Below are 25,769 nucleotides of genomic sequence, written 5' to 3'. Positions count from 1 at the left end.
GGCACTGTTGGAACCAGTGGAAGCCGCCGAGGGAAGAGGACCCCATGAGCACCGCACCGCGAGACCGTACCCGCCCACGAGTGGTCGTCGTCGGAGCAGGGTTCGGCGGCATGTCGACGGTGGCGGCGCTGCGCTGGGCCGACGTCGACGTGCTGCTCGTCGACCGCAACGGTTACAACACCTTCCAGCCGCTGCTCTACCAGGTGGCGACCGGCGGCCTGAACCCCGGCGACGTCACGTACGCGCTGCGCGCCTTCACCTCGAAGTTCCGCAACGCCCGGTTCCGCCAGGGCACCGTCGTGCGCCTGCACACCGACGTCAAGCAGGTCGAGCTCGCCGACGGCGACCGCATCGACTACGACTACCTGGTCCTGTCGACCGGTGTCACCGCGAACTTCTTCGGCATCCCCGGCGCCAAGGAGAACTCGCTGCTCATCTACACCCGGCGCGAGGCGCTGACGACCCGCGACCACCTGTTCAGCCGGCTCGAGCAGCTCGCGATCGAGGAGGGCAAGCAGGCCACCACGAACGTCGTGGTCGTCGGCGGCGGCGCCACCGGCGTCGAGATGGCGGGCACGCTGGCCGAGATGGTCGGCAGCGCCCTGCCCCACGCCTACCCCGAGCTCGACAACTCCAAGATCAAGGTCCACCTCGTGGAGATGGCCTCCGACGTGCTCGGGCCGTTCAAGCCGTCGCTGCGCCGGTACTCGGCCAAGGCGCTGCGCAAGCGCGGCGTCCAGCTGCACCTCGACACGGCGGTCGCCGAGGTGACGCCGTCGGAGGTGCGGCTGAAGGACGGCGAGGTGATCCGCACCGAGTCGGTCATCTGGGCCACCGGCGTCACCGCGCACGAGGTCGTGTCGACCTGGGGTCTGCCGCAGGGACGCGGCGGCCGCATCCAGATCGGCCCGGACATGCGGGTCGTCGGCTTCGACGACGTGTTCGCGATCGGCGACGTGTCGGGCGACACGGAGTCGCCGCTCCCGCAGCTCGCCCAGCCGGCCATCCAGCACGGGATGCACGTGGCCGAGACCATCTCGCGGCTGCTCGCCGGCATGGGCAGCACGCCGTTCCACTACACCGACAAGGGCATCATGGCGACGATCGGCCGCCGCGCGGCCGTCGCCCAGCTGCCGGGCAACATCGGGATGCGCGGCACGCTCGCGTGGCTGGCGTGGGTCGCCCTGCACGTGTTCTTCCTGCTGAGCAACCGCAACCGGCTCGCAGTGATGACCAACCTCGCGGTCCGGTACCTCAGCTGGCCGCGCAACGTGAACGTCATCCTGGGCGACTGGGAGCAGAAGCGCTCGACCCAGCCCGTGCAGGACCAGGTGCCGGCCGACGCGTCCGGGCTCGAGCAGCCTCAGCCGGTCTCGAAGCGGTAGCCCATGCCGGGTTCGGTCACGATGTGCACCGGGCGCGACGGGTCGGCCTCGAGCTTGCGGCGCAGCTGGGCGGCGTACACGCGCAGGTAGTTCGTCTCGGTGCCGTACTGCGGCCCCCAGACCTCCTGCAGCAGCTGCTTCTGGCCGACCAGGCGCCCGCGGTGCCGCACGAGCACCTCGAGCAGGTTCCACTCCGTCGGCGTGAGCCGCACGTCGCTGCCGTCGCGGGCCACCTTCTTGCGCGCCAGGTCGATCCGCAGCGCACCCGCCTCGACCACCGGGTCGTCCACGTCCGCGGGTGCCGCCCGCCGCAGCGCCGCCCGCAGCCGGGCCAGCAGCTCGTCCATGCCGAACGGCTTGGTCACGTAGTCGTCGGCCCCCGCGTCCAGCGCCTCGACCTTGTCGTGGCTGTCGGTGCGCGCCGAGAGCACGATCACGGGGACGCGGGTCCAGCCCCGCAGCCCCGCCAGCACCTCGGTGCCGTCGAGGTCGGGCAGCCCCAGGTCGAGCACCACGACGTCGTAGTGGCCCCCCGCCGCGCGCTCCAGCGCCTCGGCACCGGTCGAGGCGGTCGTGACGTCCCAGTGCCGCGCCCGCAGGTTGATCGCCAACGCGCGTTGGAGCGCCGGGTCGTCCTCGACGACGAGCACGCGTCCGGCGCGCGAGGTCGCGCTCACGCCGGAACCTGCTCTGCCACGGGCAACGTCACCGTCATGGTCAACCCTCCCCCGGGCGTCGTGTCGGCCTCCAGCCCCGCGCCCACCGCGCGGGCGAGCCCGCGCGCCACGGCGAGCCCCAGCCCGACGCCGTGCCCGGCGGGCGCGTCGCCGAGCCGTTGGAACGCGTCGAACATCCGCTCGCGGTCGGCCTCGGGCACCCCGGGACCGCGGTCGCAGACCCGCAGGTGCACCCGCTCGCCGACGGCGGCGGCCTGCACGGTCACGGGCGTCCCGGACGGGCTGTGCCGCACGGCGTTCTCGACGACGTTCGCCACCACCCGCTCCAGCAGGCCGGGGTCGGTCACCACCAGCGGCAGCTGCTCGTCGACCTCGACCCGCACCCGGGCGGACGGGACGGCGTCGAGCGCGCGCAGCACGACCTCGTCGAGCGCGACCGGACGCCGCGCGGGCGCGACCGCGCCGGTCTGCAGTCGCGACAGGTCGAGCAGGTTGTCGATCAGCCGCTGCAGGCGGTCGGACTCGTCGGCGACCGTCTCCAGCAGCTCCTGCTCGTCGTCGTCGTCCCACTGCACGTCGTCGGCGCGCAGGCTGCTCACCGCCGCCTTGATCGACGCGAGCGGCGTGCGCAGGTCGTGCGAGACCGCAGCCAGCAGGGCGGTGCGGATCTCGTTGCCCTCGCGCAGCTCGGCCGCCTGGTCGGCCTGCTCGCGCAGCCGCTGCCGCTCGAGCACCAGCACGGCGTGCGCGGCGAACGCCTCGAGCACCCGCTGGTCGGTGGCCGGCAGCACCCGTCCGACCAGGCCGAGCCGCAGCGTCGGCGACATCCGCACCACCACCTGGGCGCCGGACGGCGTGGGCCCCGGGTCCTCGCCGCACAGCGCCACCTGGCGCCAGGGCGCCCCCGGTTCGTCGCGCTCGTAGAGCGCCGCACCCTGCTGACCGAAGGTCTGGCGCATCCGCTCGAGCAGCGCCGGTGCGGTGTCCTGCCCCTGGAGCACCGAGCGCGAGAGCTCGGCGAGGGCCAGCGACTCGGCGCGGCTGCGCACGGCCTGGCTGGTGCGCCCGGCGGCGAGGTCGACCACGCTGGCCACGGCCACCGCGACCACGACGAACACGGCGAGTGCGAACAGGTTCTCCGGGTCGGCGATGGTGAGGGTGCCGGTCGGCGGGGTGAACAGCAGGTTCACCAGCACGCTGCCGACCACGGCGGCGACGACCGCGGGCCACAGGCCGCCGACCAGCGCGACCGCGACGGTCAGGGCGAGGAACAGCATCAGCTCGGTGGGCAGGTCGTGCAGCTGCGGTGTGACCAGCAGCCCGCCCGCCAGGGCCACCGGGCCCAGCACGGCCAGCACCCACCCGCCGACCCGACGGCGGCGGCCGAGGAGCTCCGGTCGTCGCGCCCGGCCGTCGCCCCTGCCCGCGCGGTCGTGGGTCACCAGGTGCACGTCGACGGGCCCGGACAGGCGCGTGATGCGCTCACCCACCCCCTCCTGCACCAGCGCCCGCCAGCGCGACCGCCGGCTGACGCCGACGACGACCTGGGTCGCGTTGACGCCGCGGGCGAAGTCGAGGACGGCGCTCGCCACGTCGTCGCCCACCACGGCGTGGTAGCTGCCGCCGAGGCTCTCGACCAGGGCGCGCTGGCGTTCCAGCGCCGCCGGCGAGGCACCCGCCAGGCCGTCGCTGCGCTGCACGTGCAGGGCGAGCAGCTCGCCGCCTGCGCCGCGCGAGGCGATCCGGGCCGCACGGCGGGCCACCGTCTCGGACTCCGGCCCACCGGTGAGGGCGGCGACCACCCGTTCGCGCGCAGGCCAGCTCTCGGCGATGTCGTGGCTCGCCCGGTAGCGCTCCAGCGCGGCGTCGACCCGGTCGGCGAGCCAGAGCAGCGCGAGCTCACGCAGGGCCGTGAGGTTGCCCTCGCGGAAGTAGTTCGACAACGCGGCGTCGACCTTCTCGGGCGCGTAGACGTTGCCGTGCGCCATCCGCCGCCGCAGGGCCTGCGGCGCCATGTCGACCAGCTCGATCTGGTCGGCGGCACGCACGACCTCGTCCGGCACCGTCTCGCGCTGCACCACACCGGTGATCGCGGCCACGGCGTCGTTGAGTGACTCCAGGTGCTGGATGTTCACCGTCGAGATGACCTCGATGCCGGCCGAGAGCAGCTCCTCGACGTCCTGCCAGCGCTTGTCGTTGCGGGACCCGGGCGCGTTGGTGTGCGCGAGCTCGTCGACGAGCGCGACCTGGGGTCGGCGGCGCAGCACGGCGTCGACGTCCATCTCCGTCAGGCTGGCACCGCGGTGGTCGACGACGGTGCGAGGGACCACCTCGAGTCCCTCGAGCATCTCCTGCGTGTGCGGGCGTCCGTGGGTCTCGACGACCGCGACCACGACGTCGGTGCCGCGCTCGGCACGGCGTCGCCCCTCCCCGAGCATCGTGTAGGTCTTGCCCACGCCGGGGGCCGCGCCCAGGTAGACCCTCAGCCGTCCGCGTGCCACGGCTCGATCATCCTCCTGCGCCCTCGGCCAGCCGCTGCAGGGCGAGGTTCAGCTCGAGCACGTTGACCCGGGGCTCGCCGAGGAACCCCAGGGTGCGACCGAGCGTGCGCTCGGCGACCAGGTCGCGCACCTGCTCGACCGGCAGGTCGCGCTCGCGCGCGACCCGCTCGACCTGCAGCCGCGCGTACTCGGGGCTGATGTCGGGGTCGAGCCCGCTGGCCGAGGCGGTGAGCGCATCGGCCGGCACCTCGTCCGGGTCGACGCCCTCGGCCTCGGCCACCGCGGCTCGGCGCTCCTCGACCGAGGCGAGCAGGTCGGGGTTGTTCGGGCCGAGGTTGGACGCCGCACTCGCCAGCCCGTCGTACCCGTCCCCGGCGGCCGACGGGCGCGAGCGGAACCAGCCCTCGCCCACGAACAGCTGGCCGATCTGGCGCGAGCCGACGACCTCGCCGTCGACGCGCAGCAGCTGGCGGTCGGCCTGGTCGCCGCCGAGGGCGGCGACGCCCGTGACGGCGAGCGGGTAGGCGATGCCCAGCAGGGCGGTGAACGCGAGCAGGACGACCAGTCCGGCGACGGTCTGGCGGGCGAGTGCGGTGAGGTGCGTCATGTCAGGTGATCCGGTTCACGAGAGCGGGAGGAGCGAGACGAGCAGGTCGACGAGCTTGATGCCGACGAACGGGGCGACCAGGCCGCCGAGGCCGTACACCAGCAGGTTGCGGCGCAGGAGCGAGCCGGCGTCACCCGGGCGGTAGCGAACTCCCCTGAGCGCCAACGGGATCAGCGCCACGATGATCAGCGCGTTGAAGATCACCGCGGACAGGATCGCCGACTCCGGGGACGACAACCGCATCACGTTCGCGGCCTCGAGCTGCGGGAACAGCCCGACGAACATCGCCGGCAGGATCGCGAAGTACTTCGCGACGTCGTTGGCGATCGAGAACGTGGTGAGGGCGCCGCGCGTGATGAGCAGCTGCTTGCCGATCTCCACGACCTCGATGAGCTTCGTGGGGTCGGAGTCGAGGTCGACCATGTTGCCGGCCTCCTTGGCGGCGGTCGTCCCGGTGTTCATCGCCACGCCGACGTCGGCCTGGGCGAGCGCCGGCGCGTCGTTCGTGCCGTCGCCGGTCATCGCGACCAGTCGTCCACCCTCCTGCTCCTTGCGGATCAGCGCGAGCTTGTCCTCCGGCGTCGCCTCCGCGAGCACGTCGTCGACCCCGGCCTTCTCGGCGATGGCACGGGCGGTGAGCTCGTTGTCGCCGGTGATCATCACCGTGCGGATGCCCATCGCGCGCAGCTCGTCGAAGCGTGCGCGCATGCCCTCCTTGATGACGTCCTCGAGCACGATGACGCCGAGCACCTGGGCGGGCTGGTCGGCGACGCGGCGGGCGACGACCAAGGGGGTGGCGCCCTCGCCGCTCACGCGGTCGACCACGGTGGTCAGGTCGTCGCGGACGGTACCGCCGGTCTCCCCGACCCACCGCACGATCGCGCCGGCGGCACCCTTGCGCACCTGGGTGTCGCGCCCGCCCTCGACCAGGTCGATGCCGCTCATCCGGGTCTGCGCGGTGAACGGCACGAACGTCGCGCCGGGCATCTCGCCCTCGGCGCGCGCCCGCAGCCCGTACCGCTCCGCGGCGAGCACGACCACCGACCGCCCCTCGGGTGTCTCGTCCGCGAGGGACGACAGCTGCGCGGCGTCGGCGAGCACCGCCTCGGAGACGCCGCCGACCGGGACCAGCTCGGACGCCTGCCGGTTGCCGAGGGTGATCGTGCCGGTCTTGTCGAGCAGCAGGACGCCCACGTCGCCGGCGGCCTCGACCGCACGGCCGGACATGGCCAGCACGTTGCGCTGCACCATGCGGTCCATGCCGGCGATGCCGATGGCCGACAGCAGCGCCCCGATCGTCGTCGGGATCAGGCAGACCAGCAGCGCCACGAGCACGACGGTGCTCTGCGCCCGGCCGGAGTAGACCGCGAACGGCTGCAGCGTCACCACGGCCAGCAGGAAGATCAGGGTGAGGCTGGAGAGCAGGATCGACAGCGCGATCTCGTTCGGCGTCTTCTGCCGGGCGGCGCCCTCGACGAGGGCGATCATCCGGTCGAGGAACGACTCCCCCGCCCTGCTGCTGATCCGCACCACGATGCGGTCCGACAGCACCGTGGTGCCGCCGGTGACCGCGCTGCGGTCGCCGCCGGACTCGCGGATCACCGGTGCGGACTCGCCCGTGATCGCCGACTCGTCGACGCTGGCGACGCCCTCGACGACGTCCCCGTCGCCGGGGATGATCTGGCCGGCCTCGACGACGACCAGGTCGTCCACGGCCAGCGACGTGGACGCGACCTCGGTCTCGACGCCGTCGCGCAGCAGGCGGGCGGTGGTCTGCTGCTGGGCGGTGCGCAGGCCGGCGGCCTGCGCCCTGCCCCGGCCCTCCGCGACGGCCTCGGCGAGGTTGGCGAACAGCACCGTCGCCCACAGCCACAGGGCGATCGAGATGGTGAACACCGTCGGCTCGACGACGACAGCGACGGTGGTGAGCACCGACCCGATCTCGACCACGAACACGACCGGCGAGCGCACCATGGCGCGCGGGTCGAGCTTGCGGACGGCCTCCGGCAGCGACCGCACGAGCTGGGTGGGGTGGAAGACCCCGGACGACACGGTCACTGGAGGGCCTCCGCGATCGGGGCGAGCATCAGGGCGGGCAGGAAGGTGAGCCCCGCGACCACGACGACGACGCCGGTCAGCAGGGTGACGAACAGCGGCCCGGTGGTCGGCAGGGTGCCCGGGCCGGACGGCACCGGTCGCTGGGCGGCGAGCGATCCGGCGAGGGCGAGCACGAGCACGATCGGCACGAACCGGCCGACGAGCATGGCCAGGCCGAGTGCGGTGTTGTAGAAGGGCGTGGCCACCGTCAGGCCGGCGAACGCGCTGCCGTTGTTGTTGGCGGCCGAGGCGAACGCGTACAGGATCTCGCTGAGCCCGTGGGATCCGCTGTCCTGCAGGCCGGCCAGGCCCGCCGGGGTGACGGCGGCCACCGCGGCACCGACCAGCAGCGCGGTCGGCATGGCCAGCACGTAGAGCGCGGCGCAGGTCATCTCGCGCTTGCCGATCTTCTTGCCCAGGTACTCCGGCGTGCGCCCGACCATCAGGCCGGCGAGGAAGACGGCGACGATCGCGAGCACGAGGATGCCGTAGAGACCTGCACCGACGCCGCCGGGCGAGACCTCTCCGAGCATCATGTTGAGCATCACGACGCCACCGCCACCCGCGGTGAACGAGTCGTGGAAGGAGTTCACGGCCCCGGTCGAGGTGCCCGTGGTCGAGGCCGCGAACAGCGCCGAGGACGGGATGCCGAAGCGCACCTCCTTGCCCTCCATCGCCGCACCGACGGCCTCGGGCACCAGCCCGCGGCCCTGCCGCTCGAAGAACGCGGTGGCCGTGACGGATGCGAACCACAGCAGACCCGTCGTCGCGAGGAGCGCGTACCCCTGGCGCGTGTTCCCCACCATCCGACCGAAGGTGCGCGGCAGCGAGAACGGGATGACGAGCAGCAGGAAGATCTCGAAGAGGTTCGTGAACGGGCTGGGGCTCTCGAAGGGGTGGGCCGAGTTGGCGTTGTAGAAGCCGCCGCCGTTCGTGCCGAGCTCCTTGATCACCTCCTGGCTCGCCACCGGCCCACCGGGGAGCGTCTGGGCGCCGCCGGTCAGCGTCGTGACCTCGAGCGGCCCCGACAGGTTCTGCACGACGCCGGACGCGACGAGGACGAGCGCCCCCACCATGGACAGCGGCAGCAGGACGCGCACGACCGTGCGGGTCAGGTCGACCCAGAAGCTGCCGAGGCGGTCGGTGACCGAGCGGGTGAACCCCCGGATCAGTGCGACCGCGACGCACAGCCCGACAGCGGCGGACACGAAGTTCTGGACCGCCAGGCCGGCCATCTGCACGGTGTGGCCCATCACGGCCTCACCGGAGTACCACTGCCAGTTCGTGTTCGTCACGAACGAGATCGCCGTGTTGAACGCGCCGTCCGGCGGCACGGCCGGCAGGCCGAGCGACAGCGGCAGCCACTGCTGGGTGCGCTGCAGCAGGTACAGGAGGAGCACCGAGGCGAGGGAGAAGCCGAGCACCGACAGCGCGTAGGTGCTCCAGCGCTGGTCGGCGTCCGGGTCGACCCGGGTGAGGCGGTAGAACGCGCGCTCGACCCGCAGGTGGTCCGGCGAGGTGAGCGAGCGGAAGACGTGGTCGCCGAGGGGCTTGTGCACCACCGCCAGCGCGGCGACGAGCACGAGGACGGTCAGGACGCCCGCGACGGTGCTCGACATCAGAACCTCTCGGGCTTCAGCAGGGTCACGACGAGGTAGCCCGCCACGAGGACGGCGACCACCAGGCCCACGGCGTCGAGGACGGTCACGGGCGGTCGAGCCCCCTCACCAGGAGCGCCAGTGCGACGAAGACCGCCAGCACCAGGGCGACGAAGAGCAGATCGGTCATGGCGCCAGTCCACTCCCGCCGCGTCCGCGCACCCGTCGTCCTTGACGCCTCCTTGACGGCGCCGCGACCGGGGTTGACGTCGTCCTGGCGGGCCGAGGTCGCGCTGTGCGCCACCATGTGCGACGTGCTGCACCTGCGGATCACCGTCCCGCCGGACCTCGCCGGTCCGGTCACCGACTACCTCGAGGGCGACCCGCGGGTCACCGGCCTGGTGGTGCTGCCGGGCGCCGCGCGCCGTCCCACCGGCGACGCGCTGCTCTGCGACGTCGCGCGCGAGGGCGCCTCGGACGTGCTGCGGCACCTCGAGGGTCTCGGCGTCAACGACCACGGCACGCTCGCGCTCGAGACCGTCGACGGCGCGCCCACCCGGCGCGCGCGGCTGGCCGAGCGCGCTGCGCCGGGTGCCCCCGACGACGGCGTGGTGTGGCCGATGGTGGTCGAGCAGGCCTGGGACGGCGTGCGTCCCACCTGGTCGTTCTACGTCTTCCTCGTGCTGGCGACGCTGCTCGCGGCGATCGCGGTCGTGCTCGACTCGTCGGTGCTGGTGATCGGGGCGATGGTGCTCGGGCCGGAGTTCGCCCCCGTGGCCGCCCTCGCCCTCGCTGCGGTCGTCCGGGACGGCCGGCTGCTGCTGGCCGCCGCGCGGCAGCTGCTGCTGGGGTTCGCGGTCGCCGTCCTCGTGGCCGTGGTCGTCGCGCTGATCGGCCGGGCGGCCGGCTGGGTCACGCTCGACGACGTGCTGGCGCCGCGACCGCAGACCGACTTCGTGTGGAACCCCGACCGCTGGTCGTTCGTCGTCGCGCTGCTCGCCGGCGCCGCGGGCGTGCTCTCGCTGACCTCGGGGCGCAGCAACGTCCTGGTCGGCGTCTTCATCTCGGTCACCACCGTGCCGGCGCTCGGCAACCTCGCGCTCGGCCTCGCCTTCGCCGACCCCCCGGAGATCGAGGGCTCGCTCGCCCAGCTCGGTCTCAACGTCGCCGGGCTCGTCGTCGCGGGGACGCTGACCCTGCTGGTGCAGCGCGTCGTGTGGCGCGGGGTGCGCCGCTTCCGCCGGCGCGGGCGGGTCGCGGCCTCTCAGCCGTAGAAGACGCGCTCGACGACGGTGCGGCAGTGCCGCATCGTCCGCAGCACCTCGTCCTCGAGCTCGCCGGCGGTGCCGGCGTCGCCGGCCACCAGCTGCGCGAGACCGTCCAGATCGCCTCTCGCCGTGGGCATCACGTCGGTCGGACGACCGCGCCACAGCACGAGGGCGTTGCGCAGCCGGGACGCCAGCACCCACGACGCCTCGAGGTCGCGCCGGTCGGCGGGCGCCAGCAGGCCCTGGTCCTCGGCGGCGCGCAGGGCGTCGAGGGTGCTGGTGGTGCGCAGCGCCGGGTGGCGTCCCGCGTGCTGGAGCTGCAGCAGCTGCGCCGTCCACTCGACGTCGGCGAGCCCACCGGGCCCGAGCTTGAGGTGGCGCCGCGGCGAGGTGCCGCGCGGGAGGCGCTCGGACTCGACCCGGGCCTTGATCCGGCGCAGCTCGCGCACGGCGGCGTCGTCGAGACCGTCCTGCGGGTAGCGCAGCGGGTCGACCAGGTCGCAGAACGTGCGGCCGAGCTCGTCGTCGCCCGCGATCGGCACCGCCCGCAGCAGCGCCTGCGACTCCCAGCCGGCCGACCAGCGCTCGTAGTAGCGGCGGTACGAGTCGAGCGAGCGCACCAGGGGTCCGTCGCGACCCTCGGGACGCAGCCCCAGGTCGAGGTCGAGCGCGAGCGTCGGCCCGCTCGCGCGCAACGACGCCCGCACCTGGGTGAGCACGGCGTGCGCGAACTCCTGGGCCGCCGCCGCGTCGTCGCCCACCGGGTCGTGGACGAAGAGCACGTCGGCGTCGGACCCGTACCCCAGCTCGCGACCGCCGAGCCGCCCCATGCCGATCACGGCGAGCCGCGCCGGAGCCTCGTCGAGCGAACGCTCCTGCAGCACAGTGCGTTCTGCCACCGCGAGTGCGCCGACGACGGCCGCCTGCGCGGCGTCGGACAGCCGGTGGCCCACCTCGCGGAGGTCAGCCAGGCCGGCCAGGTCGGCGATCGCCGTCCGCAGCACCTCGCGCGTGCGCACCCCTCGCACGGACGCGACGGCCGGCGCAGCCTCGTCGTGCCGCTGCAGAGCGCGCTCCGCCTCGGCAGTCACGCGGTCGACCGGGCGGGCGGCGAGCTCGGCGTCGTCGCCCAGCCAGCGCGTCGACTCCGGCGACCGGGCGAGCAGCTCGGCGGCGTACTGGCCGCTGCTCAGCACCCGCGCCATCCGCTCGGCGGCGGCGCCCGAGTCGCGAAGCATCTTCAGGTACCAGTGGGTCGTGCCGAGCGCCTCGCTGACCTTGCGGAACGCGAGCAGACCGGCGTCCGGGTCGGCTCCCTCCGCGAACCAGCCGAGCAGGACGGGCAGCAGCTGCCGCTGGATCGCCGCGCGCCGGCTCACGCCCTCGGTCAGCGCCTCGAGGTGGCGCATCGCGCCCGCGGGGTCGTGGTAGCCCAGCGCGTGCAGGCGGTCCTGCGCCGCCTCGGTCGTCAGCCGCACCTCGTCGGCCGACAGGCGGGCCGCTGCCGCGGTCACCGGGCGGTAGAACAGCCGCTCGTGCAGCGAGCGCACCAGCGCGCGGGTGTCGCGCAGCCGCCGCTCCAGCGCCTGCCGGTCCTCGTGCCGCGCCGACGCCGCCAGCCGCACCAGGTCGTCGTCGGAGGTGGGCAGCAGGTGGGTGCGGCGCAGCCGGGCGAGCTGCAGCCGGTGCTCGATGACGCGCAGGTCGCGGTAGGCCCGGTCGAGCGCCGCGGCGTCGTCGCGGCCGATGAACCCGTACGTCGACAGCTGCTCGATCGCCTCGAGGGTGTTGCCCGTGCGCAGCTGCTCCTCGGTGCGCCCGTGCACCATCTGCAGCAGCTGGACGCTGAACTCGACGTCGCGCAACCCGCCCGGCCCGAGCTTGAGCTGGCGGTCGGCCTCCTTGCTCGGCACGTGCTGCTCGACCCGGCGGCGCATCGCCTGCACGTCCGGCACGAAGTCCTTGCGGCCGGCCGCCTGCCAGGCCAGCGACGCGACCCGCTCGACGTACTGCGCGCCGAGCTCGCGGTCGCCCGCCACGGGCCGGGCTTTGAGCAGGGCCTGGAACTCCCACGTGCGGGCCCAGCGGTCGTAGTACTGCTCGTGGCTGCGCAGCGTCCGCACCAGCGGCCCGGCCCTGCCCTCCGGCCGCAGCGCCGCGTCGACGGGCCACAGCGTCCCCTCGGAGGTCTGCGCGGAGCAGACCCGGGCGAGCGCGGTCGCGAGCCGGGTGCCGGTGGCGAGCGCCTCGTCCTCGTCGACCCCCTCGGCGGGCTCCACGACGTGGATGACGTCGACGTCGCTGACGTAGTTGAGCTCGCGTCCCCCGCACTTGCCCATGCCGATCACGGCGATGCGGCACCCGGCGCCGTGGTCGGGCTCCTCGGCGCGCGCCACCGCGAGGGCGGCCTCCAGTGCGGCGGACGCGAGGTCGGCCAGCTCGAGGCTGGTGCGGTCGACGACCTCGGCGGGGTCGGGGTGCGCCAGGTCACGGCCCGCGAGCGCGAGCAGCCGGCGGCGGTAGGCGACCCGCAGCGCGTCGGTCGCCCCGCGGGTGCCGCCGTCGTCGTCGGTGCGCGCCACCGGCACCGCGTCGGCGGGGTCGGCCCCGACGGCACGCAGCAGCCCCTCGACCAGGTCGTCCGGCAGCCGCGGCGGTGGCTCGGTGAGCGCCCGCCAGTGCTCGGGGTGGCGCACGAGGTGGTCGCCGAGCGCCGACGACGCGCCCAGCACCGCCAGCAGCCGGTCGCGGGGCTGCCCGGGGCTGCGCACGAGTGCGTGCAGCCCGCCGGGGTCGAGGTCCGGACGATCCTGCCCGCGCCGCTCGGACGCCGCGTGGTCGCGGTGCACGGCCTCGAGCAGCCGGACGAGGGCGAGCAGCGCCTGGTCGGGGTCGGCGGTGTCGGCGAGGGCGCGCACCACGCCGTCGGCGAAGACGTCCTCCATCGGGTCGACGATCCCCGCCAGGTGCGGGTCCTCGAGCAGGCGCAGCGCGCGCGCCGAGTCGGCGAAGCCGAGCCGCGCGACCGCGCCGGCCCGGCTGCTCGGACGGGCCGAGCGGGTCACCCGGTGACCGCCGGGGTCCGCGTCCGCAGCACGACGTCGGCGAACGCCTGCGCGTGCGACCGCGCCGACGCGTCGAGCTCGGCCCGGGCGCCGACGAGCGCCGCCACCTCCTGCTCGGGTGTGCGGCCCTGCGCGGCGAGCAGGTCGTGGTCGTTCGCCATCCACACGGCGAAGTCGGCCTCGGTGACCTCGGGGTGGTACTGGACGCCCCACGCCGACGAGCCGACCCGGAAGAGCTGGTGCGGGTACAGGTCCGACGACGCGAGGACGACGGCGTCGGGCGGCAGCGCGTGGACGGCGTCGAGGTGGCCCTGCGGCGCCGCGACCGTCGCCGGCAGCGTCCCGGCGAGGGCGTCGTCGGCGGCGGCCGGCAGCAGCGCCACCTCGCGCAGCCCGAGCTCGGGGCCCCGCTCGCCGCGGGCGACGTGCCCGCCGGTCGCGAGGGCGAGCAGCTGCGCCCCGAGGCACACCCCGAGCGCGGGGACGCCGCGGTCGACCGCCTGCGCCAGCAGCACCCGGGTGCTCGGCAGCCACGGGTACCCGTCGTCGTCCCACGAGTCCATCTCGCCGCCCAGCACCACGAGGCCGTCGTACCCGGCGAGGTCGGCGGGCAGCGGCTCGCCGCGGTACGGCCGCACCACCTCGGTGGCGCACCCCGGCAACGGGTCGAGCCGGCCGAGCGGGCAGGTCGCCTGGTGCTCGACGACGAGCACCCGGGCGACGCCGGCCGGCGCGGTCACAGCACCGGCAGGTAGCGCCGCAGCTCGAACGGCGTCACCTGCAGGCGGTAGTCCTGCCACTCCTCGCGCTTGTTGCGCAGCACGAAGTCGAAGACCTGCTCGCCGAGGGTCTCGGCGACGAGCTCGGAGCCCTCCATCTCGCGGATCGCGGCCTCGAGGCTGCTCGGGAGCGGGTCGATGCCCATGGCGCGGCGCTCGGCGTCGGTCAGCGACCAGACGTCGTCCTCGGCGCCCTCCGGCAGCTCGTAGCCCTCCTCGATGCCCTTGAGGCCCGCGGCGAGCAGCACGGCGTAGGCGAGGTAGGGGTTGCAGGCGCTGTCGAGCCCGCGGTGCTCGATGCGCACCGACTGGCCCTTGCCCGGCTTGTACATCGGCACCCGCACGAGGGCGGAGCGGTTGTTGTGGCCCCAGCAGACGTAGGACGGCGCCTCGCCGCCGCTCCACAGCCGCTTGTAGGAGTTGACGAACTGGTTGGTGACCGCCGAGATCTCGGCGGAGTGCACGAGCAGGCCCGCGATGAACTGCCTCGCCGTCTTCGACAGCTGGTACTGCGCACCGGCCTCGTGGAAGGCGTTGCGGTCGCCCTCGAACAGCGACATGTGCGTGTGCATCGCCGAGCCGGGGTGGGCCGCGAGCGGCTTGGGCATGAACGAGGCGAACACGTCCTGCTCGAGCGCGACCTCCTTGATCACGGCGCGGAACGTCATGATGTTGTCGGCGGTCGCCAGCGCGTCGGCGTACCGCAGGTCGATCTCGTTCTGGCCCGGGCCGCCCTCGTGGTGGCTGAACTCCACCGAGATGCCCATGTTCTCGAGCACGGTGATCGCCGCGCGGCGGAAGTCGTGCGCGGCGCCCCGGGGGACGTGGTCGAAGTAGCCGCCGTCGTCGACCGGCACGGCCTCCTGGCCGGGAGCCCACCCCTTGTGCAGCAGGTAGAACTCGATCTCGGGGTGCGTGTAGAAGGTGAACCCCTGGTCGGCGGCGCGGGAGAGCGTGCGGCGCAGCACGTTCCGCGGATCGGCGGCGGCGGGCTCGCCGTCCGGGTTCAGGATGTCGGCGAACATCCGGGCGCTGAGGTTGCCGCCCTTGGGGTCGGCCCGCCACGGCAGCACCTGGAACGTCGACGGGTCGGGCTTGAGCAGCATGTCGGCCTCGGACCGCCGTGCCAGCCCCTCGACCGCGCTGCCGTCGAACCCGATGCCCTCCTCGAAGGCCTGCTCGAGCTCGGCGGGCGCGATCGCGACGGACTTGAGGAACCCGAGCACGTCGGTGAACCACAGGCGCACGAAGCGGATGTCGCGCTCCTCGATGGAGCGGAGGACGAACTCCTGCTGACGGTCCATGGCGCCAGTGTGCTGGACGGCGTCCACCGGCGGGTACCCCGCCTCGCGTGACAGGATCAGCAGGTGGACTTCTACTCCGCCCGGGCCCACGGGTTCGTGCGCGTGGCGGCGTGCACCGTGCCCGTGTCGGTGGCCGATCCCGGCGCGAACACCGAGGCCGTCCTGGCGCAGGCGCGGCGCGCGCACGACGAGCACGTGGCGGTCGCCGTCTTCCCCGAGCTGGCGCTGTCCGGCTACTCCGCCGACGACCTGTTCCTGCAGCAGACCCTGCTCGAGGGCGTCCTGCGCGGGCTCGAGCGCGTCGTCGAGGCCTCGGCCGACCTCGCCCCCGTGCTGGTGGTCGGCGCGCCCCTCGCCCACGGCTCCCGGGTGCTGAACTGCGCCGTCGTGGTGCACCGCGGACGGGTGCTCGGCGTCGCGCCGAAGTCGTACCTGCCCACCTACCGCGAGTTCTACGAGCACCGCTGGTTCTCTCCGGGCGACGACCGCGCCGGCTCGACCGTGCGGGTCGCGGGCCAGGACGTGCCGTTCGGACCCGACCTGCTGTTCACCGCCACCGACGTGCCCGACCTGGTCGTGCACGTCGAGGTCTGCGAGGACATGTGGGTGCCGGTGCCGCCGAGCGCCGTGGCCGCCCTGGCGGGCGCCACCGTGCTGCTGAACCTGTCCGGCAGTCCCATCACGGTGGCCCGGGCCGAGGACCGCCGCCTGCTCGTCCGCAGCGCGAGCGCGCGCTGCCTGGCCGCCTACGTCTACGCCGCCGCGGGCCAGGGCGAGTCGACCACGGACCTGTCGTGGGACGGCCAGACGATGGTCTACGAGGTCGGCGACCTGCTGGCCGAGACCGAGCGCTTCCCCGACGGCCCGCGCGCCTCGGTCGCCGACGTCGACCTCGAGCGCATCGTCCAGACCCGGCGCCAGGTCGGCACCTTCGACGAGAACCGGCGCAGCCACGCCGAGGCCACCCGGGCCTTCCGCCGCATCGGTTTCGAGCTGGGCGCCGCCGGCGGCGACACCGGTCTGCGGCGCAAGGTCGACCGCTACCCCTTCGTCCCGGACGACCCCCAGCGGCTGGCCCTCGACTGCTACGAGGCCTACAACATCCAGGTCTCCGGCCTCGAGCAGCGGCTCGACGCGATCGGCCAGCCCAAGGTCGTCGTCGGGGTCAGCGGCGGGCTCGACTCCACGCACGCGCTGGTGGTCGCGGCCCGGGCGATGGACCGGCTCGGCCGCCCGCGCAGCGACATCCACGCGTTCACGCTGCCCGGGTTCGCGACCGGCGAGCGCACGAAGGGGTACGCCACCCGGCTCGCCACCTCGCTCGGCGTGACGTTCGAGGAGATCGACATCACGCCTGCCGCGCGCCAGATGCTCGACGACCTCGACCACCCGTTCAGCCGCGGCGAGCCCGTCTACGACGTCACCTTCGAGAACGTCCAGGCCGGTCTGCGCACCGACTACCTGTTCCGGCTGGCGAACCACCGCGGCGGCATCGTGCTCGGCACGGGCGACCTGAGCGAGCTCGCCCTCGGCTGGTGCACGTACGGCGTCGGCGACCAGATGTCGCACTACAACGTCAACGGCGGTGTGCCGAAGACGCTGGTGCAGCACCTGATCCGCTGGGTCGCCGGCAGCGGCGAGGTCGGCGACGAGACCGCCGAGGTGCTGCGCGAGATCGTCGCGCAGGAGATCACGCCCGAGCTGGTGCCCGACCAGGAGGGCGTGAAGCCCCAGGCCACGGAGGACTCCGTCGGGCCGTACGCGCTCCAGGACTTCACCCTCTTCCACGTGGTGCGGCACGGGTTCCGTCCCAGCAAGATCGCCTTCCTCGCCTGGCACGCGTGGCACGACGCCGAGCAGGGCGAGTGGCCACCCGGCTTCCCGGACGACCTGCGGGTCGCCTACGACCTGCCCACCGTCCGCCGGTGGCTCGAGGTGTTCGTCCGCCGCTTCTTCGCCAACCAGTTCAAGCGGTCGGCCCTCCCCAACGGCCCGAAGGTCAGCCCGGGCGGCACGATGTCGCCCCGGGGTGACTGGCGGATGCCGTCGGACGCCTCGGCCGCCGCCTGGCTGGCCGAGATCGAGGCGAACGTCCCCGCCGAGTAGCGTGCTGGCATGAGCAGCTCGTCGACGAGCCCGGCGGAGCAGCCCGCCCCGTACGGCACCGGTCCGGCCGCGGCCACCGCCGCCGGCCCAGCGCCGCGGGTGCGCGTGCACCACCTGCAGCAGATGAAGGAGCGCGGCGAGCGGTGGGCGATGCTCACCGCCTACGAGCAGTACGCCGCCGAGATCTTCGACGAGGCGGGCATCCCCGTGCTGCTCGTGGGTGACTCCGCCGCCAACAACGTCTACGGGTACGAGAGCTCGCTGCCGGTCACGGTCGACGAGATGCTCGTGCTGGTGCGCGCCGTCACCCGCTCGGTGCGCCGCGCGCTGGTGGTGGCCGACCTGCCCTTCGGGTCCTACCAGGAGGGACCGCAGCAGGCGATCTCCACGGCCACGCGGTTCATGAAGGAGGGCCGGGCGCACGGCGTCAAGCTCGAGGGCGGGCACCGGGTGGTCGAGACGGTGCGCCACCTCGTCGACGCCGGCGTCCCGGTCATGGCGCACGTCGGCTTCACCCCGCAGAGCGAGCACGCCCTCGGCGGCTACCGCGTGCAGGGCCGCGGGAAGGGCGCCGACGAGCTGCTGGCCGACGCGATCGCGCTGCAGGACGCCGGCGCGTTCGCCATCGTGATGGAGATGGTGCCGGCGCCGCTCGCGGCCGAGGTCACCAAGGCGCTGGCGATCCCGACCGTCGGCATCGGCGCCGGCAGCGACTGCGACGCGCAGGTGCTGGTCTGGCAGGACATGGCCGGCCTCCGGGGTGGCAAGGCACCGCGGTTCGTGCGCAGGTACGCCGACCTGCGCGGCGAGCTGTCGCGCGCCGCCCGCGAGTACGCCGCCGACGTCGCGTCCGGCACCTTCCCCGCCCCCGAGCACACCTTCGACAGCTGAACCCGTGCACGACCGCCGCCGCGAGGTCGAGGCCCGGCTGACGCGCGCGCTCGCCCAGCGGGTCCGCCCGGCCGAGCGGAGCGTGCTGGGGACGTTGTCACTCGAGGCGTGGGACGTCCCGCCCGCCGACGACGGCGCGGTCGGTGAGCCGGTCCGTCTCGACGACGCCCTCGAGCAGCGGTACGAGCCCGTCGAGGTCGGGCACCGCTGGGGCCCGGCGTGGGGCACCACCTGGTTCCACGTCACCGGCACGGTGCCCGACCACGCTAGCGACCCCGAGCTGTGGCTCGACCTCGGCTGGGACGTCGAGCGTCCCGGCTTCCAGGCCGAGGCGCTGGTGCGCCGCCGCGACGGGTCGGTGGTGAAGGGGCTGAACCCGCAGAACTCGTGGCTGCCCTGCTCGCCCGGCGAGGAGGTCGACCTGTGGGTCGAGGCGGCCGCCAACCCGCGGCTGCTCGGACCGGACTGGTTCCGGCCGACCGACGAGGGCGACCGCCTCACGTCGTGGCCGCAGCCGCTCTACGCGGTGCGGGCGGCGCAGGTGTGCGAGCGGCACGGCGAGGTGGTCGCGCTCGGGCACGACCTCGAGGTGCTCGACGGCCTGATGCGCACTCTGCCGGACGACGACGCGCGCCGCTGGGAGCTGGTGGTCGCGCTCGAGCGCTCGCTCGACCTGCTCGACCACGGCGACGTCGTCGGCACGGCGTCCCGGGCGCGAGCCGCCCTCGCCGACGTGCTGGCCGCACCGGCTCGCGCGTCCGCCCACCGGGTCAGCGCGGTCGGGCACGCCCACATCGACAGCGCGTGGCTGTGGCCGGTGCGCGAGACCGTCCGCAAGGTGCTGCGCACCGTCGCGAACGTCGTGCACCTGCTCGACACCCGCGACGACCTGGTCTACGCGATGAGCTCGGCGCAGCAGTGGGACTGGGTCCGGCGCCACGACCCCGTGCTCTTCGAGCAGGTGCGCGAGCACGTGCGCGCCGGGCGCTTCGTGCCGGTCGGCGGCATGTGGGTCGAGTCCGACACGAACATGGTGGGCGGCGAGGCGATGGCCCGCCAGCTCGTCGTCGGCCAGGGCTGGTTCGCCGAGCACCTCGGCACCACCTGCGAGGAGGTCTGGCTGCCCGACTCGTTCGGCTACACGGCCGCGCTCCCCCAGCTGGTGCGGCTGGCCGGCTGCCGGTGGTTCCTCACCCAGAAGATCTCCTGGAACACCGTGAACCACTTCCCGCACCACACGTTCTGGTGGGAAGGCATCGACGGCACCCGGGTCTTCACCCACTTCCCGCCGGTCGACACCTACACCAGCGAGCTCAGCGCGGCCGAGCTGGCGCACGCGGCGTCCAACTTCCGCGACAAGGGTGTCGCGCGCCGGTCGCTCGTGCCCTTCGGCCATGGCGACGGTGGCGGCGGCCCGACCCGGGAGATGCTCGAACGCGCCTCGCGCACAGCCGATCTGGAGGGCTCCCCCCAGGTCGTCATCGAGTCGCCGACGACCTTCTTCGAGCAGGCGCACGAGGAGTACGCCGACGCGCCGACGTGGGTCGGCGAGCTGTACCTCGAGATGCACCGTGGCACCTACACCTCGCAGGCGCTCACCAAGCGCGGCAACCGCCGCGCCGAGCACCTGCTGCGCGAGGCCGAGCTGTGGTGGACGACGGCGTACGCCCGCGGCCTGGCCCCCTACCCCGTCGGGCCGCTGCGCCGCGCCTGGCAGACGGTGCTGCTGCACCAGTTCCACGACATCCTGCCCGGCAGCTCGATCGCCTGGGTGCACCGCGAGGCCGCGAGCACGTACGCCGCGCTGCACGCCGACCTGGAGGCACTGGTCGACGCCGCGCTCGACGTCCTCGTCGCCGACCAGGGCGGGACCGACGACGTCGTGCTGAACGCCGGCCCGTTCGCACGCGACGGCGTGGGCGCGCTGGGAGCCGCGGTGGCCACCCACCGCACCGAGGTCGCGCCGGTCGTCGGCGGCGAGCACATCGTGCTCGACGACGGCCGGTTCCGTGTCGCCGTCGCGGCGGACGGCGCCGTCACCTCGCTCGTCGACCTCGCCCGCGACCGCGAGGTCGTCGCACCGGGAGGCGCCGTCGCGCGGCTGGAGCTGCACCCCGACACCCCGAACGCCTGGGACGCCTGGGACCTGGACGGGTTCTACCGGCACACCTCGACCCGGCTCGCCGGCACCGCGGAGCCGGACGGCGACGCCGTGGTGGTCCGGTACGCGTTCGGCGGCTCGACGGCATCCGTGCGGCTCTCGCTCCACCCCGACCACGGGCTCGAGCTCGCGCTCGACGTCGACTGGCACGAGCGCGAGGCGGTGCTGAAGCTCGCGCACGACCTCGACGTGCACGCCGACTCCGCCCGCTACGAGACCCAGTTCGGCCACGTGGTGCGCCCCACCCACGAGAACACCAGCTGGGACGCCGCGCGGTTCGAGGTGTGCGCCCACCGCTGGGTGCACGTCGGCGAGACCGGCTACGGCGTCGCCGTCGCCAACGACTCGACCTACGGGCACGACGTCTCCCGGCACCCCCGGGAGGGCGGCGGCACGTCGTCGACCGTGCGGCTGACCGTCCTGCGCGCGCCGCGCTACCCCGACCCCGACACCGACCAGGGACGCCACCAGCTGCGGTGCGCGGTCGTGCCGGGCGCCGACGTGCTCGCTGCCGCGGCCGCCGGGTACGCGCTGAACCTGCCGCTGCGGGTGCGGCGGGGCGGGCCGGTCGAGCCGCTGGTGCGCCTCGACGGCGACCCGGTGCTGGTCGAGGCGGTCAAGCTCGCCGAGGACGGCTCCGGCGACGTCGTGGTGCGGCTCTACGAGCCGCAGGGCGCCCGGGCGGCGGCCCGGCTCCTCCCGTCGTTCGCCGTCGGCTCGGTCACCGAGACCGACCTGCTGGAGCGCCCTCTCGCCCCGGACGCCCTCGTGGCGACCGACGACGGCGCCGCGTCGCTGCGGCTGCGGCCGTTCCAGGTCGTCACCCTCCGGCTGGCGGTGGCGTCGTGATCGCCATCGCGCTGGCTCGCCGGCTGCAGCAGGCCGGGCTCGTCTGGCGGCCCACCAGCGGCGACCGGTTCGTCATCGCCGACCGCGACATGGACGAGCAGGTGTTCGTCGTCAGCGAGATGGTCGTCGAGGCCGAGACGTTCGCCCGCGGTGGCCTGCTGAAGTTCAACGGCACCACCGAGTGGGCGCTCGACAGCCTCGACCAGGACGCCGCCCTCTGGCTGCCGCGCGAGGACCAGCTGCGCGAGGCGCTCGGCACCGCGTTCGTCCGGCTCGAGCGCACCGACCTCGGGTGGGCCGTGGTCACCACCGCCAGTGCCGACGAGGTGCGCACCGAGCACCCCGATCCCGAGGACGCCTACGCCACCGCGCTGCTCGGCGTCCTCGACGCACCGCGGGAACACGGGTGACACCGGCCCCGCGACCCGACAGGGTGGGGGCATGAGCGATCCGACGAAGGACGGCCGGGACGAGGGCACCGAGGTCGAGACGCCGGGCGACCTGCCCGAGGGCACGGTCTCGCCCGAGGACGAGCAGCGGCGCCGGTTCCGCGAGGCGCTCGACCGCAAGAAGTTCGCCCACCACGCGGGCGGCGCGGGCGCGAACCCGAACGCCCAGCACCCGCACACCGCACCGGCGAAGCCGCAGAAGACCTTCCGCCGCAAGTCCGGCTGAGGTCAGCGGGCGCGCAGCACCGCGACGACCTCGGCGAAGGCGTCGCCCGACGGCGCGTGGGTGCTCCACGACGTGATGCCCCACCGCTGCGCGCGCTCGCGCAGCAGGTCGGCCGCCTCGGCCGCCGTCCGCGCGGCGAGCAGGAACGGGCTCGCGAGCAGCTCGTCGGCCGACGGGCCGGGCGCGCCGTCGTCCGCCATCTCGGTCGCCATCTCCCCGGCCCACTCGCGGGGGTCGCGGCCCAGCTCGACGCGCTGCACGAGCACGTCGAGCACCGGGTCCTGCCGACCGGCCTGCGCCGCCCACCCCCGCACCTGCTGCACCCGCTCGTCGACCACGTCGGTGCCGACGAAGGCGAAGGTGCCCGCCGGCCTGCCCGGCACCTGCACCAGCCCGGTCAGCCCGACGACGTCGGCCGTGGCCGCCGCCGCGCGCAGCCCGCGCTCCCCCATCGACGCGACCATCACCGGCACCGGCTGCTGCACGGGTGCGGGACGGTGCTCGGGGTCGGCCAGCCGGCGCCGCACCTCCTCGACCACCCGGCCGGTGTGCTCCCACCGCTCGGCGATGCCGGGGAACGGCAGCCCGGCGTCGTCGTGCTCGTGCCGCATGTGCCCGGCCCCGACCCCGAGCTCGACCCGCCCGCCGGAGAGCCGGTCGAGCGTCGCGACCTCGCGGGCGAGCAGGGCGGGGTTCCAGAAGTAGGCGTCGAGCACGTACGTCCGCAGCCGCACGCGCTCGGTGACCGCCGCCGCCACCGCGAGCAGCGGGAAGGGAGCGGGTGCGCCGAGGTGGTCGGCCACCGTCACGGCGTCGAAGCCGGCCTCCTCGGCCCGCCGTGCCGCCGCCACCACCTCGTCGGCGGCACCCACCCGGCCCAGGTTCACCGCGAACGTCAGGTCCATGCGCACACCCTCCACCGAGACGGCCTGTGCCTGCCATGTTTTCCGCTCCGGGCGGACGAGTAGGGTCGCGGCATGGGAACGCAGCCGTTCGGGTACGCCGCCATGCTGGAGCAGTTCCACCCCACCGAGGCGGTGGACCTGACGGCGCACGCCGAGGAGCACGGCTTCTCCGGCTGCATGGCCGCCGACCACTTCCAGCCCTGGGTGCCGCAGCAGGGCCAGGCCTCGTTCGTGTGGAACGTGCTGACCGCGGTCGGCGAGCGCACCACCGGCGACATGGGCCCGGGCGTCACCTGCCCCTCGTTCCGGTTCCACCCGGTCGTGGTCGCCCAGGCCGCGGCCACGCTCGAGGCGATGTACCCGGGACGGTCCTGGCTCGGCCTGGGCACCGGTGAGGCGCTGAACGAGCACGTCGTGCCCGGCTACTGGCCGGAGGCGGGCGAGCGGTCGAACCGGATGTGGGAGGCGATCGCGCTCATCCGCAAGCTGTTCGACGCCTCGATCGCCGGCAAGGACGTGAAGTTCAAGGGCGAGTACTTCGCCCACGAGACCACCCGGTTGTGGACGATGCCGGAGCAGGCGCCGCCGATCATGGTCGCCACCGCGGGCCCGGTGAACGCCCGCAAGACCGGTGAGTTCGCCGACGGGATGATCACCGTCGGCGCCCCGCTGGAGAAGATCGAGATGCTGTTCGGCAAGTTCGCCGAGGGCGCCCGCAAGGCGGGCAAGGACCCGGACACGATGCCGAGGACGCTGCAGCTGCACCTGTCGTGGGCCGAGACCGACGAGCAGGCCCTCGAGAACGCGATGACCGAGTGGCCGAACGGCGGCATGAAGTTCGGCAAGGCCGACATCCGCTCGCCCCACGACTTCGCGCAGATGGCCGCCCTGGTGCGTCCGGAGGACTTCGACGGCCGGATGGTCATCTCGTCCGACCCGGACGTGCACCGCGCCAAGATCCAGGAGTTCGCCGACCTCGGCTTCGACCGCATCTACCTGCACAACGTGGGCCGCAACCAGCGCGAGTGGATCGAGGTGTTCGGCCGCGAGGTCCTGCCCAAGGTGACCCGGTGACGCAGTTGGCGTCGCGCTACGACGCGGTCGTCGTCGGAGGGGGCCACAACGGGCTCGCGGCCGCCGCGTACCTGGCGCGGGCCGGGCGCTCGGTGCTGGTGCTCGAGGCCCTCGACCACGTCGGCGGCGCCGCGGTGTCGGCCCAGGTGTTCCCCGGCGTCGACGCCCGGCTCTCGCGCTACTCGTACCTGGTGTCGCTTCTCCCCCGCACCGTCGTCGACGAGCTGGGTCTGCAGATCTCCCTGCGGCGCAGGCGGTTCTCGTCCTACACCCCCGTCCCGGGGCACCCGGACGGGATCGGCCTCCTGGTCGACAACGGCGACGACGAGCGCACCGCCGCCTCGTTCCGCGCCGTCACCGGCGACGACCGCGCGCACGCCGCGTGGCGCGACTTCTACGCCACCACGCACGAGATGGCGCAGCGGCTGTGGCCCACCGTCACCGAGCCGCTGCGCTCGGCAGCCGACGTCCGCGCCCTCCTCGGCGCCGACGCCTGGCGCGACCTGGTCGAGCGACCGGTCGGCGAGACCGTCGCCGAGCGGTTCGGCGACGACACGGTGGCCGGCGTGGTGCTCACCGACGCCCTGATCGGCACCTTCGCCGACGTCGACGACCCGGGCCTGGCCCAGAACCGGTGCTTCCTCTACCACGTGGTCGGCGGAGGCACCGGCGACTGGGACGTGCCCGTGGGCGGCATGGGGTCGGTGAGCGGGGCGCTGGCGCAGGCCGCGCGGTCGGCGGGCGCCACCCTGCTCACCTCGGCACGGGTCACGTGCGTCGACCCCGGGTCGGCCGGCTCGCCGGCCGAGGTCACCTGGTCCGACGCGGACGGCACCGAGCACCGGGTGGGCGCCGACCACGTGCTGGCCGGCTGCGCGCCCGCCACGCTCGCGCGCCTGCTCGGGGACGACGCGGGCGACGACGTCGAGGGCGCCCAGCTCAAGGTGAACATGCTGCTGTCGCGGCTGCCGCGGCTGCGCGAGGACGTCGACCCCGTCGCGGCGTTCAGCGGCACCTTCCACGTCAACGAGACCGCCTCGCAGCTGCGCACCGCGTACCAGCAGGCCGCCGCCGGGCAGGTGCCCGACCTGCCACCGTGCGAGATCTACTGCCACTCGCTGTCGGACGACACCATCCTGGGCGCCGACCTGCGCGCGGCCGGGGCCCAGACCCTGACGCTGTTCGGGCTGCACATGCCGTCACGGCTGTTCGCCCGGGACAACGACGGCGTCCGGGAGCAGGCGCTGACGGCCACGCTGCGCAGCCTCGACTCCGTGCTCGCCGAGCCGATCGAGGACTGCCTGCTGCGGGCACCGGACGGCACGCCGTGCCTGGAGGCCCGCAGCCCGCTCGACGTGCAGGCCGACGTGGGCCTGCCGGGCGGCAACATCTTCCAGCGCCCGCTGCAGTGGCCGTGGGCCGAGGACGACGCCGACGTGGGTCGCTGGGGGGTCGAGACCGACCACCCGCGGGTGCTGCTCGCCGGCGCGGGTGCCCGGCGCGGCGGCGGGGTCAGCGCGATCGCCGGCCGCAGCGCGGCGATGGCGGCGCTGGGCCGCTCCTAGCCCGGACCGGACGCGAGCGGCGCGCGGACCTCAGTCCTCGCCGTCCTCGTAGCCCCAGCTCGCGTCGGCGCGCTCCTGCGCGTCCCACTGCTCGGTGCGCTGGCGCGCGGTGTCGAGCGCGCGCTCGGCCTGCTCCCGGGTGTCGTACGGCCCGAGCAGGTCGGTCCAGTCGCTCTGGTGACCCTCCTCGACCTGGCGCGTGCGGGTGTTGAACCAGTAGTCGCCCACGGCGTCCCCTCCTCGCTCGACGTGCGGGCATCGT

At 74.1% G+C, this 25,769-nt stretch carries 21 protein-coding genes; 9 read left to right on the top strand and 12 right to left on the bottom strand.

Annotated elements, in window-relative coordinates; genetic code table 11:
* Positions 1-44: 44 nt before the first annotated feature.
* On the top strand, positions 45-1,385 hold the full coding sequence (locus tag ACYVKY_RS03970) for an NAD(P)/FAD-dependent oxidoreductase (RefSeq protein WP_460433695.1): 1,341 nt from the start codon (positions 45-47) through the stop codon (positions 1,383-1,385).
* Here the strand turns inward: ACYVKY_RS03970 and ACYVKY_RS03965 are convergent.
* The 7 genes from ACYVKY_RS03965 to ACYVKY_RS03935 are packed head-to-tail and all read right to left on the bottom strand — an operon-like array spanning position 1,364 to position 9,172.
* On the bottom strand, positions 1,364-2,062 hold the full coding sequence (locus ACYVKY_RS03965; protein WP_460433694.1) for a response regulator transcription factor KdpE: 699 nt from the start codon (positions 2,060-2,062) through the stop codon (positions 1,364-1,366). The genes ACYVKY_RS03970 and ACYVKY_RS03965 overlap by 22 nt on opposite strands.
* Positions 2,059-4,563: a sensor histidine kinase gene (locus ACYVKY_RS03960; RefSeq protein ID WP_460433693.1), complete on the bottom strand. Its 2,505-nt coding sequence runs from the start codon at positions 4,561-4,563 to the stop codon at positions 2,059-2,061. Before ACYVKY_RS03960 ends, ACYVKY_RS03965 begins: the two co-directional genes overlap by 4 nt.
* Positions 4,564-4,570: 7 nt before the next feature.
* Complete coding sequence (kdpC, locus tag ACYVKY_RS03955) at positions 4,571-5,170, bottom strand: potassium-transporting ATPase subunit C (protein WP_460433692.1); 600 nt, start codon at positions 5,168-5,170, stop codon at positions 4,571-4,573.
* A 15-nt stretch (positions 5,171-5,185) separates the two neighbouring features.
* Positions 5,186-7,228, bottom strand: a complete 2,043-nt coding sequence (gene kdpB, locus ACYVKY_RS03950; RefSeq protein ID WP_460433691.1) for a potassium-transporting ATPase subunit KdpB — start codon at positions 7,226-7,228, stop codon at positions 5,186-5,188.
* The gene (kdpA, locus tag ACYVKY_RS03945) at positions 7,225-8,886 is read right to left on the bottom strand and encodes a potassium-transporting ATPase subunit KdpA (protein WP_460433690.1); all 1,662 of its coding nucleotides are present in this window, start codon (positions 8,884-8,886) and stop codon (positions 7,225-7,227) included. The genes kdpB and kdpA overlap by 4 nt, the downstream gene beginning before the upstream one ends.
* Positions 8,886-8,975: a K(+)-transporting ATPase subunit F gene (gene kdpF / locus ACYVKY_RS03940; RefSeq protein WP_460433689.1), complete on the bottom strand. Its 90-nt coding sequence runs from the start codon at positions 8,973-8,975 to the stop codon at positions 8,886-8,888. The genes kdpA and kdpF overlap by 1 nt, the downstream gene beginning before the upstream one ends.
* Complete coding sequence (locus ACYVKY_RS03935) at positions 8,972-9,172, bottom strand: hypothetical protein (RefSeq protein WP_460433688.1); 201 nt, start codon at positions 9,170-9,172, stop codon at positions 8,972-8,974. Before ACYVKY_RS03935 ends, kdpF begins: the two co-directional genes overlap by 4 nt.
* Here ACYVKY_RS03935 and ACYVKY_RS03930 point away from each other — a divergent pair.
* Positions 9,171-10,139, top strand: coding sequence for a DUF389 domain-containing protein (locus ACYVKY_RS03930; protein ID WP_460433687.1), 969 nt, complete (start codon positions 9,171-9,173; stop codon positions 10,137-10,139). The two genes, ACYVKY_RS03935 and ACYVKY_RS03930, sit on opposite strands and share 2 nt — an antisense overlap.
* Here the strand turns inward: ACYVKY_RS03930 and ACYVKY_RS03925 are convergent.
* Genes ACYVKY_RS03925 through ACYVKY_RS03915 form a run of 3 tightly spaced genes read right to left on the bottom strand, consistent with a single transcriptional unit; the run spans position 10,130 to position 15,281 of the window.
* The gene (locus ACYVKY_RS03925) at positions 10,130-13,198 is read right to left on the bottom strand and encodes a bifunctional glutamine-synthetase adenylyltransferase/deadenyltransferase (RefSeq protein ID WP_460433686.1); all 3,069 of its coding nucleotides are present in this window, start codon (positions 13,196-13,198) and stop codon (positions 10,130-10,132) included. The genes ACYVKY_RS03930 and ACYVKY_RS03925 overlap by 10 nt on opposite strands.
* Entirely contained in the window at positions 13,195-13,938 is a 744-nt protein-coding gene (locus ACYVKY_RS03920) for a type 1 glutamine amidotransferase (protein ID WP_460433685.1), read from the bottom strand. Before ACYVKY_RS03920 ends, ACYVKY_RS03925 begins: the two co-directional genes overlap by 4 nt.
* The gene (locus ACYVKY_RS03915; protein WP_460433684.1) at positions 13,935-15,281 is read right to left on the bottom strand and encodes a glutamine synthetase family protein; all 1,347 of its coding nucleotides are present in this window, start codon (positions 15,279-15,281) and stop codon (positions 13,935-13,937) included. The genes ACYVKY_RS03920 and ACYVKY_RS03915 overlap by 4 nt, the downstream gene beginning before the upstream one ends.
* Before the next feature lie 63 nt (positions 15,282-15,344).
* On the opposite strand from ACYVKY_RS03915, the gene ACYVKY_RS03910 reads away from it, so the two are divergent.
* From ACYVKY_RS03910 to ACYVKY_RS03890, 5 genes are read left to right on the top strand one after another with little or no spacing between them, the layout of a single operon-like run.
* Positions 15,345-17,387: a glutamine-dependent NAD(+) synthetase gene (locus ACYVKY_RS03910; protein ID WP_460433683.1), complete on the top strand. Its 2,043-nt coding sequence runs from the start codon at positions 15,345-15,347 to the stop codon at positions 17,385-17,387.
* Positions 17,388-17,396: 9 nt separating this feature from the next.
* Positions 17,397-18,278, top strand: a complete 882-nt coding sequence (gene panB / locus ACYVKY_RS03905; RefSeq protein WP_460433682.1) for a 3-methyl-2-oxobutanoate hydroxymethyltransferase — start codon at positions 17,397-17,399, stop codon at positions 18,276-18,278.
* 4 nt (positions 18,279-18,282) lie between these two features.
* Complete coding sequence (locus tag ACYVKY_RS03900; RefSeq protein WP_460433681.1) at positions 18,283-21,288, top strand: alpha-mannosidase; 3,006 nt, start codon at positions 18,283-18,285, stop codon at positions 21,286-21,288.
* Positions 21,285-21,698, top strand: a complete 414-nt coding sequence (locus tag ACYVKY_RS03895; protein WP_460433680.1) for a pilus assembly protein CpaE — start codon at positions 21,285-21,287, stop codon at positions 21,696-21,698. Before ACYVKY_RS03900 ends, ACYVKY_RS03895 begins: the two co-directional genes overlap by 4 nt.
* A gap of 31 nt (positions 21,699-21,729) precedes the next feature.
* Positions 21,730-21,963 carry a DUF5302 domain-containing protein gene (locus ACYVKY_RS03890; RefSeq protein ID WP_460433679.1) on the top strand — a complete coding sequence of 78 codons (234 nt, stop codon included), beginning with the start codon at positions 21,730-21,732 and terminating at the stop codon, positions 21,961-21,963.
* A gap of 2 nt (positions 21,964-21,965) precedes the next feature.
* Here ACYVKY_RS03890 and ACYVKY_RS03885 read toward each other — a convergent pair whose 3' ends face one another.
* Complete coding sequence (locus tag ACYVKY_RS03885; protein WP_460433678.1) at positions 21,966-22,868, bottom strand: TIGR03621 family F420-dependent LLM class oxidoreductase; 903 nt, start codon at positions 22,866-22,868, stop codon at positions 21,966-21,968.
* Between the two features lie 72 nt (positions 22,869-22,940).
* On the opposite strand from ACYVKY_RS03885, the gene ACYVKY_RS03880 reads away from it, so the two are divergent.
* On the top strand, positions 22,941-23,942 hold the full coding sequence (locus ACYVKY_RS03880) for an LLM class oxidoreductase (protein ID WP_460433677.1): 1,002 nt from the start codon (positions 22,941-22,943) through the stop codon (positions 23,940-23,942).
* Positions 23,939-25,507 carry a phytoene desaturase family protein gene (locus tag ACYVKY_RS03875; protein ID WP_460433676.1) on the top strand — a complete coding sequence of 523 codons (1,569 nt, stop codon included), beginning with the start codon at positions 23,939-23,941 and terminating at the stop codon, positions 25,505-25,507. Before ACYVKY_RS03880 ends, ACYVKY_RS03875 begins: the two co-directional genes overlap by 4 nt.
* A gap of 30 nt (positions 25,508-25,537) precedes the next feature.
* Here the strand turns inward: ACYVKY_RS03875 and ACYVKY_RS03870 are convergent, their stop codons facing one another.
* Positions 25,538-25,735: an SPOR domain-containing protein gene (locus tag ACYVKY_RS03870; protein ID WP_460433675.1), complete on the bottom strand. Its 198-nt coding sequence runs from the start codon at positions 25,733-25,735 to the stop codon at positions 25,538-25,540.
* Positions 25,736-25,769: the final 34 nt, after the last annotated feature.

This window comes from Angustibacter speluncae (genome assembly GCF_054777815.1).
This window is presented reverse-complemented; position numbering and strand designations above follow the sequence as displayed.